Raw genomic sequence first — 15808 nt, forward strand, 5'->3', positions numbered from 1 at the left:
GTGAGGAGTCCGCTGAGCTGCGGGAACTGCGTAAGCGCAACCGCCTGTTGGAGCAGGAGAACGAGGTCCTGCGTCAGGCCGCGGCCTACCTGGCGCAGGGCAACCTGCCGGGAAAATAGTCTTCCCGCTCTCCGTGAACTGGCTGCGGCCGGTGCCCCTGTGCGGGTGCCGGTCGCGGTGACGTGCAGGGTGCTGGGCATCTCCCGGCAGGCCTACTACCAGTGGCGATCTGACCCGGTCTCACAACGAGACTTCGATGACGCTCAGCTGATCAACGCCGCACTCGACATCCATGCCGCCGACCCGTCCGACGGGTACCGGTTCATCGCCGACGAACTGTCTGCCCGCGGCTTTGCCGTGTCGGAGAACCGAGTGTGGCGGATCTGCTCCATCCAACGGATCTTTTCCTTACACGCTAAGAAAAAAGCCCGTTACCGCAAGGCTGGGCCGCCGGTGCACGACGACCTCGTGTGCCGGGATTTCACCGCGAACGCGCCGAATGTGAAATGGTTGACCGATGCCGTCACCGCGTTGCGCAACGCCATCGCCCTACGCGACCCGGCGGTGTGATCGTACACTCGGACCGCGGCAGCCAGTTCCGGTCGAAGAAGTACCGGTGCCTGCTGCGCAACCATAAGCTGACCGGGTCGATGGGCAGGGTCGGGGCGTGCGGCGATAACGCCGCAATGGAATCATTCTTTTCCTTGCTGCAAAAGAACGTTCTCGACACACGACGCTGGCGCACCCGGGAAGAACTACGCACCGCCATCGTCACCTGGATCGAGACAAAATACCACCGCAAACGCCGACAACGGGGCCTGGGCAAACTCACCCCGGTCGAGTTTGAGACCATCTACACCCCCGCCGCAACAGCGGCCTGAAAACAGTCAACCCCCAGTGACAATCAAAGTCTGGGCAGACCCTTACGACCGGCTCGCGCAGCCGATGCCGGCCACGTCCACGCGCCTCGGCCTCCACCCGCGCGACTAGATAAGCAACCTTCAGCGCACCCTCACCGCCACCGCCGTGCCGCGCCGGGGCGTAGTAGAACGTCGCCCACACCGCGAACCCGCCAACGCCGAGCAGACTCGTCGCAATCAACGCGGCGATCATCGGCCTGTCCCCTCGCCGTCGATTACGCGCGGCGGAACGTAGGTCGCGCTCTGGTCCCGCAGCAGCTCTGCAATCTCGTACATCAGCACCGCGGTTTCGGTGTACCGCTCGTCGGTGACGGTCTGCTCGCGCACGTCATCGGCGAGGTCCTCCAGCACCGCCGAGGCACGCACCAACAACTCGTGCAGCTGCGATTGCACCTGCGCGTTCATCGCGCACCCGCCACCGGCGCCATCGGGCACCGGGCGAGCACGTGCGCCGCCGCGTTGCAGTCCGGGCACGTCTCCCACAACCAGGCAATCTCGCCTGACTCGGCCTTGACGCGCTTGTCGCACAGGGTCGTGACCTCGGCGCCGGGGGCGTATCTGTGCCCCAGCTGTTGCGAGTCGGTGCTCGCGTGCCGTGCGCCAGCGGCCGGAAGCCAGTGGAACAGATGCGGTGCGTATAGCACGGCACCACGCAGTGCCGCATCCGGCTGGTTCCCAATTCCGTCACCTCCACGCTCGGTGCAGGCCGGTTAACAACGAACCGCAGCGCCCGCACTGATCAAGCTAGGAGTAGCGACGTACGCGGAGTTTTCTCCGTGAATAGGCGCCCTAGACGAGTAATTCCAAATTCCTGCGAGCATGAGGCGAGGGTGGCCAGGATCCGTTTGTGACGACAGACCTGGACACCCTCGTGATCGCACTCTACGTCAAAATCGACGATGACCTGGCCGGTTCGGCTCGGCTGCCTGGTCGGCCACCCAAGCTCAGCCACTCCGAGTTACTGTGCCTGGCCGTCATGCAGGCGATGCTGGGCTTTCACAATGAGGCCCGATGGCTGCGCTACACCCGCACACACCTGCGGCATCTGTTCCCCTACCTGCCCGGACAGTCCGGGTACAACAAGCGCCTGCGTGCCGCACTGCCGCGGATCAAACGGATCATCCGGGTACTGGCCCGCGACACCGACTTCTGGCATGACACCGTGTGGATCACCGACTCCACCCCGGTGCCCTGCGGCATGTCCCGCCCCACCGTCAAGCGTTCGGACCTGGCCGGCTTCGCCGGCTACGGCTACTGCGCGTCACACTCGCGGTTCTTCTGGGGTCTGCGCCTGTACCTGGTGTGCACCCCGGCCGGGATGCCGATGCTGTGGGCGTTGGCAGATCCCAAGCTCGGCGAGCGCGAGGTGCTGGCCGCGATGCTGGAGGTCGACGCCGAGATGATCAAGGACCGGGCCGGGCTGCTGCTGATCAGTGACAAGGGGTTCGCCTCGAAGACCTTCGAACGATCACTGTCCGAACAGGGCATCACGCTGCTGCGCCCGTCGCGCAAGAAGGAGGTCCTGCGAGCAGGCGAGCCGATGCTCAAGAAAGTCCGCCAACTCATCGAGTCGGTCAACGACACCTCACGGATGCCCTGGAGCTGCTCCAGAGCAATGCCGCGTTCGGTGCGTTGGGCGACGGCCGCACCGGCCAGCCAGTCACTCGCTCACTCACCGCCTACGATCACTGATCGTATTCAGACTTACTCGTCTAGTTGGGCTAAAGGGTGATTCCCATGCGGTACGCCATTCCGCGAAGCTCGCGGCCGACCGAGTCGCGCTGCGCCCGCTGCACCAGGTCCGCTATGGTTTCCCGCACAAACGGCATGTTCCGAACACGCTGCGGGGCAAGGTTTTCGGCCTTGCGGAGTAGCTGGATTGCCTGGCTGCGGGTCCGCTTGTCCACTGCGAGCGACCGTCCGAGGTCGGCGTAAAACTCGCCTTGGCGTGCCGGAGACGGCACGACTTCCGGGCGTGCTCCCTTGGCCATTTCCACGACCCGGCCCCCGTAGCCGAACTCGGTTGCTAACGCCACCTGCCAGATACGAACGTTGGCGCGACCGAACCACATGTAGCCGAACTGGCCGACGTCCTCGCGCTGTCGCTCGGCAAGCTCCTCGGCTTCCCGGTAATGGGTCCAGGCGTCGGACTCCTGTCCCATCGAGGCGTAGGCGAGCGCGGCGTTGAGGTGGAGCTGTCCGACCGCCTGTCGGAGCTCGGGCGTCATCGGTTCGCGGTCAACTGCGTCGATTGACCGGCGCGCCAACGCTGCTTGCCGCTTACGTCCGCTGCCACCGATCGCCTGGGTTCGGACCCATGCCGCGTGAGCGATCCACCCGGGGCGGCCGAGTCGGTCGGCGATCGTGATGCTGCGGTCGGCGGCCAGCTGTGCGATTCCCGGAACCCCCATCGATTTCGCCAGCATCGATGCCGCGTGGTAGCAGGTGGCGAGGCCGACTAGTGCGTCGCTGCGGCGTGCCTGGTCGGTGTAGTACACCGCGTGCAGTTCCTTGATCAGTCCTGGCACCAGGAGGCCCTGCGCCGCGTAGTCCGCGCGCGGACGTAGATCGGAGTTCAGGTGCTTGAGGTCGGCGACGATCTCCGTCCATGCGCGCGGCTCTACCTCGACCGGATCGTCCAGCCGCAAGTCAGCGACAACAGCCTCGATCATCCCGACCGCCGCGCGCGCTTCGGCGGCTGCATCGTCACGAGGCGGGAACGGAGTAGCGGCGAGCTCGGACGGTGCGACGCTGAGCGCAGCGGCCAGCGCCTCCAACGTCGATCGCTTGTCCACCCGCCGTCGGCCGCGCTCGATGTTCGACAGGTGGCCGGGGGTCATTCCCGCCAGCTCAGCAGTGGTTTTGAGGGTCATGCCCCGGAAAGCGCGGACTTCACGGATTCGGCGGCCAATGTGGGCTTCCTCGTCGAACGGGTCCATGCGCTCGCTCCCTCTGTCACGATCATCGCACATGCTAAGGGCACTCCACCAGAAAACGACAGCCCATAGCAAGGCACCACGTGACGTCGATCAGCGCCACGAGCGAAGCGCCCGCCCAGCATCCGAGATGCCGGGCGGGCGCTGCTGCGCGGCTGTGCCGACTTAGCGTTCCAGCTCTGGCCGGTCAACCCCGCGTGGCCGGAAAGAACCCCACTCCACTGCTCCTCGCCGCCACACGCTAGACGGCACGAACGGTCCGTTCGCTCCATACACCTGCCGCAAACCCCGGACTACTGGCGTGAAGCGAACGGCCTGATCACCTCACTAGACGGCACAAACGGTCCGTTAGATCCTGATGTCGAGAGCGGTGCGGACGATGGTGTCGGTATCCAGGCCGTGGTAGTGGTAGACGTCTTCCAGGGAGCCCGACTGGCCGAAGTTCGTGACGCCGAGGTGGGCGGCTCGGACCTGGTTGATGCCCGCCAGGAACGCCAGCGTGTGCGGGTGTCCATCTAGGACGGTCACCAGCGGGGTCGCCCGGTGCGCCGGGAAGACCTGGTTCAGGATTCCCGCCGATCCGCCGGCGCCCTGCCGCGCCCGCAATGCCTCGAACAGCAGGCCGGGACTAGCGAACGGCCTGATCACCTCACTAGACGGCACAAACGGTCCGTTCGCTCCACACCAGCACATACCAAAACAGCCTCCACGACAGCGAGAACCGACCGCGAATCCGTTCGCTCTCAACTGGGGGTCACAAACGCACCGGATACAACGTCGAGTGATCGCTGGCTTCAGCGGAGGTTGCTGGTGTGCCCGAGGGAGTACCGGCCTGGCTGCGGCATGTAGGTCAGACCGTGCGGACCGGCACCGACTCGGATGCGGGCCAGGAGTTGGCCCGTGTCGGTGTCGAACACGTAGACCTCGTTGTGGTATCGGCCGGACAACCACAGCTGTTTGCCGTCCGCGGAAACTCCGCCCATATCAGGGCTTCCGCCACCGGGGATGTGCCACTTGCCGATGGGCTGGTGGGTCTTGGTGTCCAGGACCGACACGCTGCCTTCCCCGCGGTTGGCGACGAACGCCCGCCGCGAATCGCGGGAGAAGTAGATCCCGTGCGCGCCCTTGCCAGTGGGCACGAAGCCGATCTGCTGGTTCGCCGCACCGTCGAACAGGTACACGCCGCCGGCCATCATGTCGGCCACGTAGAACGTCTTGCCGTCCGGCGCGAGCCGGCTGTCCTGCGGCATCCCGTCGGGGACGCGGTCGAGCTGGAAGGTGCGCACCTGCCGGCGGCTGGCGACGTCGAGCACGATCATCTTGTTGGCGAACTCGCACGTCACCAGCGCGAGCTTGCCGTCGGCGGTGAAGTCCATGTGGTTGACCCCGGCGCAGTCCGGGACGGGCAGCTTGCCCTGCGGCTGCCAGGTGTGCGGATCGTAGAAGTCCAGGCGCTTGTAGTACTCGGCGACGACGATCGCCGAGCGGCCGTCCGGGGTGAAGTACAGGTTGTACGGGTCCTGGATGGGCAACGGGGTGCTGGGCTTGCCGGTCTTCGGGTCGATCGGGGTGAGCGTCCCGGCCGGCACCTTGTCCGCGGTGACGTAGAGCGTCTTCAAGTCGTAGGACGGAACCACGTGTTGCGGTTCCTCGCCCCCGGGAAAGGCGTCCACGACCTTGAAGGTGTTCGGGTCGATCACCGAGACCGTGCCGTCCAGGCTGTTGGGCACGTAAACCAGGTTGCGCACGCCTTTCATCGCTTCCGACAGGTGGCCGGGACGGGTTGCCGCGTAAACGTCACCCTGGTCGAGCGGGGGTGGCATACCCGGCAGGACGTTGAACTGCGGTGGTGCCAGCACCGCCTTGGGCGTGTCGGCGAAGACCGCACTGTCCAGTTCTGGGCCGCTGCATCCCGCCGCCGCCAGCCCCACGATGCCGACCACCGCTAGAAGCGCTGTCCTGATCTGCATGGCCGCGACGCTACAATCCGCCATCGCTTGGTCCGGGTAACGACGTGGGAACACCACGCTTCCGAATCCACCACAGCCCCCGCACGGGTGAGGGTCTCCAGGCGCGCACGGCCTGGACGGGCAGTGGTGACCAAGTCAGGAGCGTCGTCCCACCAGGTACCCCGGCAAGGCGGTCACAAGTCAGGAGCGTCGTGCCACCAGGTACCCCGGCAAGGCGGTCAGTCGTCGGCGAGAACCTTCTCCAGCCACATGGTGTGGACCGGGCCGTCGGCGAGTTCCGCGTTGCTGGTCAGCCGGCGGTGCAGTGCCACCGTGCTCGCGACACCTTCGACGTGGAACTCGGCGAGCGCCTGCCGCGCCCTGGCGTAGGCCTGTTGGCGGTCCGTTCCCCAGCAGATGAGCTTCGCGATGAGTGAATCGTAGAACGGGCTGATCCGGTCCCCTTGCGAAATACCCGTGTCCACCCGCACACCCGGGCCGCCGGGCAGGTGCAGTGCGGTTACATCGCCAGGAGTTGGGGTGAAGGCGCGCGCCGGGTCTTCGGCGTTGATGCGCAGCTCGATGGCGACACCCCGGCACTCGATCGAGTCCTGATCCAGCGCGAGCGGCGCGCCACCGGCGATACGCAGCTGCTCCGCGACGACGTCCACGCCGGTGATCGCCTCGGTGATCGGGTGCTCGACCTGGACGCGCGCGTTCATCTCGATGAAGTAGAAGTTCTCATCGCTGTCGACCAGGAACTCCACGGTGCCGGCGTTCCGGTAACCGACGTGCTCGGCCAGTCGCACCGCCGCCGAGGTGATGGTTTGCCGGGTCGTCTCGCGCAGGGCCGGCGCGGGCGCCTCCTCGAGGAGTTTCTGCCGGCGCCGCTGCACCGAGCAGTCCCTTTCGAAGAGGTGCACCACTTTCCCCAGCTCGTCGGCGAGCAACTGCACCTCTACGTGCCGCGCGTTGGGAACCGCGCGCTCGAGATAGATCGTCGCGTCCCGGAACGCCGAACGCGCCTCTGCCTGGGCACCGGGCAGCACGTCCAGCAGTTCTTCGACATCGCGGACCGTCCGGATCCCCCGGCCTCCCCCACCCGCGGCTGCTTTGAGCAGCAGCGGGAATCCGAGCTCCAGAGCCGCCCGCGGCGCGTCCGCCGGATCGGTGATCGGGCCGCTGCCAGGCACCACCGGGACGCCAGCGGCCTCAGCCGCGCGGCGCGCGGCGGCCTTGTCGCCCATCTGCTCAAGGACCGCCGGGGGCGGCCCGATAAACACCAGGTCGGCCTCATCGATCGCCCGGGCGAAAGCGGCGTTCTCCGACAGGAATCCGTAGCCCGGGTGCACCGCGTCCACGTCGGTGGACCGCGCCGCCTTGAGCAGCGCATCCGGGTCCAAGTAGGACTTCTGCGCAGCAGACCGGCCGATGTGCACCGCATCGTCGGCCATCTGCACCCACTGCGCGTGTTCGTCGGCATCGGAGTAGACCGCCACCGCTTCGATGTCCGCCGCGTGGCACGCGCGGATGATCCGAACGGCGATCTCGCCGCGGTTGGCCACCAGCACTCGCCGCAGTCCGGTCATGGCTCATCGACCTCGAACATCGTCTGGCCCACGTCCACCTCGTCGCCGTCGTCGAGCAGGACCTTGCTGACGCGGCAGGCCCGGTCCGCCTTGATCTCGTTGAAGGTCTTCATCACCTCGATGATCCCCAGCGTCTGGCCCGGCCGGACAACGCTGCCGGGTTCGATGAACGGGTCCGCGTCGGGTGACGGTCGCCGGTAGAAGACCCCCGGCAGTTGAGCATCCACTGTAGACATCGACTCCCCCTTGAACGGCGCTAAGCGGGTGCGACCGCCGCCCGCGCCTTCTCCAGACGTGCACGCCGCTCCTGTCGGGCGGCCATCGCCGCCTCGACGTCCACCGGCACGAAATGCACCCGACCCCCGGTCCTGGTCTGCGCCATGCGGTCCCGGTCCGCCGAGATCACCGTGCCGATGGTCGCGTACCCACCGCCGGTGACCGCGTCGTTGAGCAGGACGATCGGCTCGTCGCCGCCGGGAACCTGCACCGAGCCGATCGGGTAGCCGAGGTCGACGACGTTGGCCTGGTCGCTGCCCGCACCGAACGGCTGCTCCCGTTCGATGAACTCCAGCGATCCGCCGCGCAGCCGGTACCCGACCCGGTCGGCGTCCTTGGTGACCTTCCACTCCGTGCTGAGGAACGACTCCAGCGCGCGCCCGGTCAACCGGTAGGCGCACAGCCCGACGACGAACCGGAGTTCGGTCGCCGCCGGGAAATCCGGGCGCAGCTCCTCGGGCACCTCGGTGCCGGCCGGCGGGGCCGGTCCGGGCTCACCGAGCGGCAGCTGGTCGCCGCTGATCAGCGCCCGCCCCTGGAAACCCCCGATACCGGTGAGCATGTAGGTCGAGCGCGAGCCCAGGTAGGGAGGCACGTCGATACCACCGCCCACTGCGATGTACGGACGGGCACCGGCGCGGACCTGTTGGACCGCCAGCACGTCACCTGCCGATACCCGCAGCGCCTGCCACGCCGGGGCGGGTTCCCCGTTGATCGTGACGCCGCCGTCCGCGCCGGTCACCGCGACGGTGCGCGAGTCGGTGAATTCCAGTTCGGGTCCGAGGTACGTCGCTTCCAGGGCAGCAGCCCCGTCCGGGTTGCCGACGAGCACGTTGGCCACCGCGAAGGAGTACTGGTCCACCGCCCCCGACGGCGGCATTCCGATGGCGTACCGCCCGTCTCGACCATTGTCCTGGACGGTCGTGGACAAGCCGCCCGAGCGCACGATCAGGAAGCTCACCGGTACAGCACCTCCAAGAGCCGGCCGTTCACCGCGTCCGGGTCGGCGAGCAGTTCCGCCGGAACCAGCTCCACGTCGCGGATCCGGTAGCGGAAGTGCCCGACCTCCACCTCCGAACGGGTGCGGTCGTATTCGTCGCGATCGATCGCCCGGTACCGCAGGACGTCGCTGGGCCGCGGGAACGCGATGTCGTCGGCGAAGTCCGGCAACCGCTGCGCGAGGTCGAACACCGGAGCGGGAGCTATCCCGAAGAGCTGGTACCCGCCGGCCCCGCGCACCGGGTAGACCACGGCGAAAGCCCCGCCGTAGCCGAATGCCCGTTCCGGCGTGTCGGTCCGCGGACGCACGTACTTCGGCACCTGGATCTGCCGGTCGCGCGGCACCATCTGGTAGCAGAACGGCAGTCCCGGGACGAAACCAAGCATGGTGACCAGGAATGGTGCGGCGGTGATCGCCTCGACCAAGGCCCGGACATCGGTGAAACCGTTGATGCGGGCGGCGAATTCGAGGTCCGTGGCGTCCGGATCCTGGTGCCGGTCGCGGAACTTCAGCAGGGTTTCGCGGGTCCACGGATCGTCGAAGAGCACCGGCACGTCGACGATGCGGGTGCGCACCGCGTGGTCGTCCGGGAGCTCCCCGGCCGTGTGCTCCAATCTGCGCAGTTCTTCGACCAGTTCGGCCGGGTGCAGGCGATCGGGGTTCAACCGCACCAGATACGAGGCGTTGGACGGGCAGATGTCGATGACTCCGTCGATGTTCTCGCGGCGCAGCGCACCGGTGATCGCCATCGCCTTGAGGTTGGCTTTTAGGCTCATCTCCCGGTCGAGTTCGACGAAGACGAATTCGTCGCCACCGAACTCGTAGCGCGCCGGCGGCAGCTGAACCTCCATCGCGGTCACGGCCCACCCCCCTCGCCAACGAATGCGAATTGAGAATGCGCCGCAGGAACGTTCCGCGCAGCTTGGTCGTGCGTGGGTGAGGCACCTTCGGGTGAGCCGCTTTGTGACCGCTCTGCGTGCGGCGGTCCCGGCACCTACCATCAGCGGCCGACCTGGAGGTGACCAGTTGCGCACTCTCGTCGATCTCAACGCTGACGCCGGGGAGAGCCTCGGACGGTGGCGGCTCGGTGATGACGCCCGCCTCATCCCGCTCGTGACATCCGTCAACATCGCGTGCGGTTGGCACGCCGGGGATCCGGCGACGATGAGCCGCTCCGTCGAGCTGGCGCGTGACGGCCGGACATCGATCGGCGCGCACCCGGGTTTCCCCGACCTCATCGGCTTCGGCAGGCGAGCTCTGTCGATGAGCCCGGGGGAAGCCGCGCGGGCCTGCCTCTACCAGTTCGGTGCCCTGCAGGCCATCGCCGCACACCACGGCGCCGCGATCTCCCACGTCAAGCCGCACGGTGCGCTCTACGGCCTGGCGGTCAAGGACGACGCCGTCGCCGAAGCCGTGGTGGAGGCCTTCGCCGCTGCGGCCCCCGGCGTGCGGGTCGTGCTCCTGGCCGGGCCGGTCGCCGAACGTCTCGCCGAGCGGGGGTTCCCGGTGGTGCGGGAGGCGTTCGCCGACCTGGACTACGACGAATCCGGACACATCATCATCGAGCCGGATCCCCGGGCCAAGTCCCCGCAGCGCTGCGCGGACCAGGCGGTGGCGGTGCTCCGCGGCGAAGTTACCTCCGTCGCGGGCACGCCCATCGCGGTCGACGCCGACACGATCTGCCTGCACGGCGACCGACCGAATGCGGTGGAGATCGCGGAGGCGATCCGCGACCGGTTCGCCTCCGAAGGGGTGCGCCTGGCTTCGATGGCCGAGGTCGCGGACGCGCGGTCCTGAGTCAACCCGCCGGCAGCAGGTGGTCGGAGGACTCGATGCGCGAATCGCCCAGGTGGTCCCCTTCCGGGCTGAACGGCGGCACGGTACACGGCACGCAGTCGGCCACCAGCAACGAGTCCACCGCTCGCTCCTCGGGGCCGGCGCACACCACCGCGGTACCGTTCGGCGCCCAGATGCCGGAATTGCCCCGGTACTCCCACTGCCCGCGTTCCGACACCTCCCAGCCGCGCCGATTGGCGTAGGCGACGAACACCCGCCACACGGCCGCCATCGCGGGAATGATGTGCTCGGTGGCATCGGGATAGGGAACCAGCGTCGGAGTCCCGTCCTGGAGCGTGAAGTGCCGGTCGGCAGCCGTGGGACCGACGATCAACCGCGCACCGCGCCGGACCAGACTCTGGTAGAGCGGCGGGAACTCGCACTCGTAGCAGTTGAGCAAGCCGATCGGGAATCCGTTCAGCTCGACCACCGGCGGAATCTCTTCACCAGCGGTGAAGTTCGCGCGTTCGGCGGCGCCGTACAGGTGCGTCTTACGGTAGTTGGCGATGAGCTCGCCGTCGGCGGCAATGGCCACCGAATCGTGCAAGGCACCGCTTTCCGCCCGTTCCACGTAGGGCAGGACGACTGCGACTTCGTGCAGTTTGGAGAGCTTCCGGGCGAGTTTGACGGACTGGCCGTCGTACGGCTCCGCCAGCAGTTCGCACTGCTCACGCCCGAGCGCGTAGCCGGTGTTGAAGCACTCGGGGAACGCGCAGAGCTGGCTCTCGTAGTCGGCCGCCAGGGCCAGAACTTCCTCCATCCTGGCGAGGTTCTCCGCCTTCGCGGTCGGTGAACCCGCCGGGTTCTCGCCTTGGAAGAGCGAAACCCGGATTCCGGTACCGGGCCGTGGGGGTTCGCGGTCGACCAACCTGCTGATGATTCTGACGGGACGCATGGCTCTCCTCTCCGATCAATTCACAGTGGAGACGAACTCTTCAACAGCGGCTATGAAATCCTCGACCGCCTCTAGCGTGAAATCGCTGCGGACGACGACGCGCATCGCTTCGACGTTGCCCAGTTCCGGCGGAAGCGTGTAGACCGGCACCGCCCAGCCGCGGTCGGCCAGGTGCATCGCCAACCGCCGCAACTTGATCGGCAGCTCGGCGGTCAGCACGACCACCGGCAGCTCGCTGCCGTCACCAAGCAGCCGGAACCGCCCGGTGTCGTGCAGGCGGGCGGCCAACTGCCGCGCCAGCAACCTCGAACGCGCGTGCACGGCGTGGAAACCGGCGAACCCGAAGCGAACGAAGTTGTAGTACTGAAGGACCACGGGCGCTGCCGACCTGGAGAAGCTCAGCTCGTAGTGGGTGTCGTCGCCGCCGAGGTAGTTGATCCGAATCCCCAGTTCGGGGCTGCGCCGGCCCCCGTCGCGCCACAGCAGCCAACCCAAGCCCGGTAGGACCATGCCCGACTTGTGGCCGGAGGCGTTGATCGAAACCACCCGCGGGATGCGGAAGTCCCAGCAGAGCTCGGTGTCCAGGAACGGTGCGATGAACCCGCCGGATGCGGCGTCGACGTGCATGGGCACGTCGATCCCGCGTTGTTGGTCGAGCCTGTCCAGCTCGGCCGCGATCTCGGCGATCGGCTCGTAACGACCATCCAAAGTGGATCCGAGGATGCCGATCACGCCGATGGTGCCTTCGTCGCACAGGTCTGCGGCCGCAGTGCCGTCGAGGGCCAGCCGGCCGGCCCTGGCCGGGGCGATGCGGGCCTCGACTCCCCAATGGCGGCAGAACTTCTTCCAGCAGGCGTGCGCGCCGGCACCCATGACGAGGTTCGGGCGGGACAGCTCGTCCCTGGTGCGTTCCTGCCAGCTCCGCAGCAAGGAGACCCCGGCCAGCAGGGCGGACTCACTGGACCCCGTGGTGGCGCTGCCAACCACTGCTCGCGAATCCCCGTGCCACAGCACGCCGATGATCCGCACGCATTCGCGCAGCAATTCGTCCATCGCCGGGTACTGCTCGCGGTCGACCAGGTTGTAGTTCAGGTAGGCGCGGTAGAGCCGCTGCGCCTCCGGTTCGATCGATGTGGTGAGGAAGGTCGCGAGGTTCCGTTCCGGACTGCAGCCGCCGCGCAACCTGCCCGCCACGGCATTCAGCGCTGCATCCGCGTCCATTCCGAAATCCGGGATCCCGCGCCGAAGTTGCGTCGAGGAACATAACGGTTCCTCGGCCGCGTTCGCCAGAGCAGACATGGTTGAACACTCCTGTTGCTGGTGGTGTGCGACAACATCGGCCAGGCTACGAGCGATCAGGAGCAATGCGCCATGAACAATTCGGCCCAGCGCTTTCGTACTAGTGCAGGACCCACCAACCGTGCTGGGCCGTCCGGGGTATCTCCTGCGGCATTCGAGCGATTTGATCGCTGTTTCAGTTATCTCCGCTGGTCGCGTGGCGAAATAGGAAGTGCTGATCGACGAACCGGGTACCGGGCGACCCCGGCCGAACCGCCCGAGTGGAGGCGTTTGATGGCCCGTTCCCACGACCGGGCGCTAGACCGGGCGATAACCGCTCTGCTGCACGAGGCCGTTGAGCATTCACGCGCGATGCGCCAGGTCCTGCACCAGGTCGGTCAGCTTGCTGCGCTCCGGATCGAGCTGACCCGACCAGACGAGAACGATGGTTTTCCCAAAGTCGCTGCGAACGGCCACGTGCTGTCCCCGCTGACCAAGCGGGAACGGGAGGTGCTCGACCAGCTCGTTCGCGGCCGCTCCAACAGAGAGATCGCCCGATCGCTGGGCATATCGGAGCGCACGGTCAAGAACCATCTCCGCAACATCTTCACCAAGCTGGGCGTGGGCGATCGAACTTCAGCGGTCGTGAAAGCCCTGGGGGGCAACAGGTAGCCCACTCCGTGGTGGCGTGAGATCCGCAGAGCAACCCGAGTACCAGGCCAGCCGTACGAGTTGGCCGGCAACCGATGCGGGAGCAGAACTCCTTCTCGGCCGGGGCGGGGAATCTCGCCAAGATCTCGAACAGGAGACCGGCGCCTCAAGCGGCGTGCGCCGCGACAGCTAGTCCGGCTCACGCGACTCCCGACGGCGTCGGGCGCGGCGTTCGCGTTCTCCTCGGCTGCGGCTACGGCGAACGCCGACCACCGCTCGGGTTCCGTCACGGCCAGCGCTCGCACAGCCTCGGCGATCGCATCGGAACTCAGACCGCCCGAAGTCGGTTCCAGGCCGCCGATGATGTCGCGCACCTGCGTCCAACGGGCATCCGCCAGGTGCGCATACCGCATCGTCGTTCGCGTCCCCTCACCTGGTGACGGTGTGGTGGCGCATTTACCTTGCAGGACATGTTCATTGAGACCATGCATGGTGGTGCCGATGGGGCGTTCGGCACGCTATAGATCATGAGCAGTCCTGTGGGGAAGACCGACGAGCTCGAACCCTCACCGAGCACATCGGTACCGGTGATGCATCGCTGGACGATCCCGATCGGGATCGTGTGCTGATGCTGTTTGGCGCAGGAACCGAGCAACAAGATCGGCGGGAGATCTTCAAACTCGCCGAAAGAATCGTGATCGGCACTGGCGGCGCGGTAGCGCTGTGGCTGCGTGCCCGTCGCCAGCGCATCACCGAACTCGACCTTGCCCACCGAGAACGCGTCGCGGCGGAGACAAAGGTCCGCGAAGAACTGGGCGCCGGCAACAACCGCCACGACGCCCCAGGAACGCCGCGTCATCGATCTGTATTCCACGACGGGCGAACAACTCGGATCGGCCGAGTCACCGGTACGCATCACCGCCCTGCCTGCCCTTAGCGTCCGGCCTTCCAGCGGGAACGCCGAGATCTCCGGCTGGACGAGCTGCTGCTGGTCCACGACCAAGGGCCCAGCCGAAGGGACCACGTCATCGCACCGCGTCGTCCGCGATGCCAGCTCAAAGGGCCGATCCTGCCACGTCGGACTAGCAAGTTCTTCATCACCTGCACCCTTCCCGATCGCGAGTAATGGTCAATCTGGTAGGTGTTCGCGGCGAGGACCACACGAGCAGTCGCGAGAACCTGTACCTTTCCCCCGGCAGAACACGCGTGCCCTGGCCTGGGGCTGCCGCGTGGGTGGGTTGGTAGAACATCTGACACCCGGTAGGGCCCCGTGTTCGTCACAGCCAGCCCGCACCTCGTGCACCGCGCTATCGCCGCCAGGACCTGCAACGGGGTGCGACGCTGAGCATCCAAACCGCAGGCGGCGGCGGTTACGGGCAGAACGATCGATGCTGTGCGGAAGCCACGCGCACGGTCCGACCACCCGGGCCGTGCGCGTACGGTGGCCGAAGCGCACTGCTGAGGAGCGGCATGGATCCACGCGTGGCGAACACCTCGGTCGACGGCAGGCACGGGCCCATCCCGGTCCGGGTTTACACCCCGTCGGCAGCGGCCGCGCAGCGGCGCGCTCCCTTCGTCTGGATCCACGGCGGCGGCTTCGTCAGCGGCGGTCTCGACCAACCCGAGTCCCACGCCGTCGCCAACGCCATCGCCGCGACCGGACGCACCGTGGTCACCGTCGACTACCGACTGGTGCCGCCGTTCAACCACTTCCGCAGGCCCAAGCCCGGCCCGCTGCCGGGCGTGCACTTCCCGGTCCCCCTTGACGACGTCACCGACGCGTTCAACTCGGTCCGCGCCCAGTCACCAACCGGGGCAGCGACTTTGGGCGGCGCGAGCGCCGGAGCCTGCCTGTCCGCAGCCACGGCACTCCGGCTCCGCGACCAACGCGCCTCGGGGCCGTTCCGACTGGTACTCGCCTACGGCACCTTCCACGCCGCGCTCCCGGCCCCGTCCCCGCAACTGGCCGCCCGCCTGCGCGGCCGCCACGGCATCCTCCGGCTCCGGCCGGGCACCGTGGAGCGGATGAACCGCAACTACGCCGGCACACCGGAAGCGATGACCAACCCCCACGCCTTCCCCGGCGGCTCCGACGTCGAAGGACTGCCACCCACCCTCGTGCTCGACGCCGACCGGGACTCGCTGCGCGCCTCCGGCGAGGCCTTCGCGGCCGAACTCGCCGCCGCGCACATACCCGTCGAACACCACGTCATCCCGGGAACGATTCATGGCTTCCTAAACAGACCGAACCGCCCGCACTTCCGCACCGCCATCGACATCATCGTCAAGTACCTCACTGACAACGCCGCGGGATAACCCGCTCGGTTCGCGTGCACAGCTCGACCGAGCATAAGAATGTCCTCAATGGACTGCCCTCGGCCTTCGATCCTCGGCGGTATCAATCGTGCATTCGACGCTAAGGCAACGACCCAACGCTTCAGGGCCATCAAAGCTGGCCGACGGCCCCGACAGGCGCGG

At 67.2% G+C, this 15808-nt stretch carries 14 protein-coding genes and 3 pseudogenes; 5 read left to right on the plus strand and 12 right to left on the minus strand.

The genetic code is table 11. The annotated features are described in order from the left end of the window. A pseudogene (locus SSPN_RS60930) lies at positions 1-881 on the plus strand (integrase core domain-containing protein); the annotation flags it as partial. A 228-nt stretch (positions 882-1109) separates the two neighbouring features. Here the strand turns inward: SSPN_RS60930 and SSPN_RS0134905 are convergent. Together SSPN_RS0134905 and SSPN_RS47335 are read right to left on the minus strand one after the other, a co-directional pair. Beyond that, a complete protein-coding gene (locus SSPN_RS0134905) occupies positions 1110-1325 on the minus strand; it encodes a hypothetical protein (protein WP_010314177.1) in 216 nt (71 codons plus the stop codon). Continuing rightward, entirely contained in the window at positions 1322-1564 is a 243-nt protein-coding gene (locus SSPN_RS47335; RefSeq protein WP_010314180.1) for an HC3 family zinc finger protein, read from the minus strand. Before SSPN_RS47335 ends, SSPN_RS0134905 begins: the two co-directional genes overlap by 4 nt. 203 nt (positions 1565-1767) lie before the next feature. Between SSPN_RS47335 and SSPN_RS47340 the strand changes: the two are divergent. After that, a pseudogene (locus SSPN_RS47340) lies at positions 1768-2612 on the plus strand (IS982 family transposase). Between the two features lie 29 nt (positions 2613-2641). On the opposite strand, the gene SSPN_RS0134920 reads toward SSPN_RS47340, so the two are convergent. The 7 genes and pseudogenes from SSPN_RS0134920 to SSPN_RS0134950 all read right to left on the minus strand — a co-directional run bounded on the left by SSPN_RS0134920 (position 2642) and on the right by SSPN_RS0134950 (position 9521). Next, complete coding sequence (locus tag SSPN_RS0134920; protein ID WP_010314184.1) at positions 2642-3859, minus strand: helix-turn-helix domain-containing protein; 1218 nt, start codon at positions 3857-3859, stop codon at positions 2642-2644. A 345-nt stretch (positions 3860-4204) separates the two neighbouring features. Then, positions 4205-4486: pseudogene (locus tag SSPN_RS0134925) on the minus strand (pyruvate dehydrogenase E1 component); the annotation flags it as partial. Between the two features lie 164 nt (positions 4487-4650). Next, positions 4651-5826 carry a YncE family protein gene (locus tag SSPN_RS0134930; RefSeq protein ID WP_044576410.1) on the minus strand — a complete coding sequence of 392 codons (1176 nt, stop codon included), beginning with the start codon at positions 5824-5826 and terminating at the stop codon, positions 4651-4653. A gap of 218 nt (positions 5827-6044) precedes the next feature. After that, complete coding sequence (locus SSPN_RS0134935; RefSeq protein ID WP_010314190.1) at positions 6045-7394, minus strand: acetyl-CoA carboxylase biotin carboxylase subunit; 1350 nt, start codon at positions 7392-7394, stop codon at positions 6045-6047. Then, the gene (locus SSPN_RS0134940; RefSeq protein ID WP_029536040.1) at positions 7391-7630 is read right to left on the minus strand and encodes an acetyl-CoA carboxylase; all 240 of its coding nucleotides are present in this window, start codon (positions 7628-7630) and stop codon (positions 7391-7393) included. Before SSPN_RS0134940 ends, SSPN_RS0134935 begins: the two co-directional genes overlap by 4 nt. A gap of 20 nt (positions 7631-7650) precedes the next feature. Beyond that, entirely contained in the window at positions 7651-8631 is a 981-nt protein-coding gene (locus SSPN_RS0134945) for a 5-oxoprolinase subunit C family protein (RefSeq protein WP_010314194.1), read from the minus strand. Then, positions 8628-9521 carry a 5-oxoprolinase subunit B family protein gene (locus SSPN_RS0134950; RefSeq protein ID WP_029536041.1) on the minus strand — a complete coding sequence of 298 codons (894 nt, stop codon included), beginning with the start codon at positions 9519-9521 and terminating at the stop codon, positions 8628-8630. The genes SSPN_RS0134945 and SSPN_RS0134950 overlap by 4 nt, the downstream gene beginning before the upstream one ends. 175 nt (positions 9522-9696) lie before the next feature. On the opposite strand from SSPN_RS0134950, the gene SSPN_RS0134955 reads away from it, so the two are divergent. Continuing rightward, entirely contained in the window at positions 9697-10467 is a 771-nt protein-coding gene (locus tag SSPN_RS0134955; RefSeq protein ID WP_010314197.1) for a LamB/YcsF family protein, read from the plus strand. Between the two features lies 1 nt (position 10468). Here SSPN_RS0134955 and SSPN_RS0134960 read toward each other — a convergent pair whose 3' ends face one another. Next, positions 10469-11401, minus strand: a complete 933-nt coding sequence (locus SSPN_RS0134960) for a nitrilase-related carbon-nitrogen hydrolase (RefSeq protein WP_010314201.1) — start codon at positions 11399-11401, stop codon at positions 10469-10471. 15 nt (positions 11402-11416) lie between these two features. After that, positions 11417-12700: a glutamate decarboxylase gene (gad, locus tag SSPN_RS0134965; RefSeq protein ID WP_083822279.1), complete on the minus strand. Its 1284-nt coding sequence runs from the start codon at positions 12698-12700 to the stop codon at positions 11417-11419. Between the two features lie 273 nt (positions 12701-12973). Between gad and SSPN_RS61905 the strand changes: the two genes are divergently transcribed. After that, positions 12974-13351, plus strand: coding sequence for a response regulator transcription factor (locus SSPN_RS61905; protein WP_010314205.1), 378 nt, complete (start codon positions 12974-12976; stop codon positions 13349-13351). 307 nt (positions 13352-13658) lie between these two features. Here the strand turns inward: SSPN_RS61905 and SSPN_RS0134975 are convergent, their stop codons facing one another. Further along, positions 13659-14327, minus strand: a complete 669-nt coding sequence (locus tag SSPN_RS0134975) for a hypothetical protein (protein WP_143539676.1) — start codon at positions 14325-14327, stop codon at positions 13659-13661. Between the two features lie 473 nt (positions 14328-14800). Between SSPN_RS0134975 and SSPN_RS0134980 the strand changes: the two genes are divergently transcribed. Continuing rightward, positions 14801-15646, plus strand: coding sequence for an alpha/beta hydrolase (locus SSPN_RS0134980; RefSeq protein WP_010314209.1), 846 nt, complete (start codon positions 14801-14803; stop codon positions 15644-15646). The last annotated feature ends 162 nt before the right edge of the window (positions 15647-15808 follow it).

It is taken from the genome of Saccharopolyspora spinosa NRRL 18395, assembly GCF_000194155.1.
In the GTDB taxonomy this organism is placed as follows: Bacteria; Actinomycetota; Actinomycetes; order Mycobacteriales; family Pseudonocardiaceae; genus Saccharopolyspora; species Saccharopolyspora spinosa.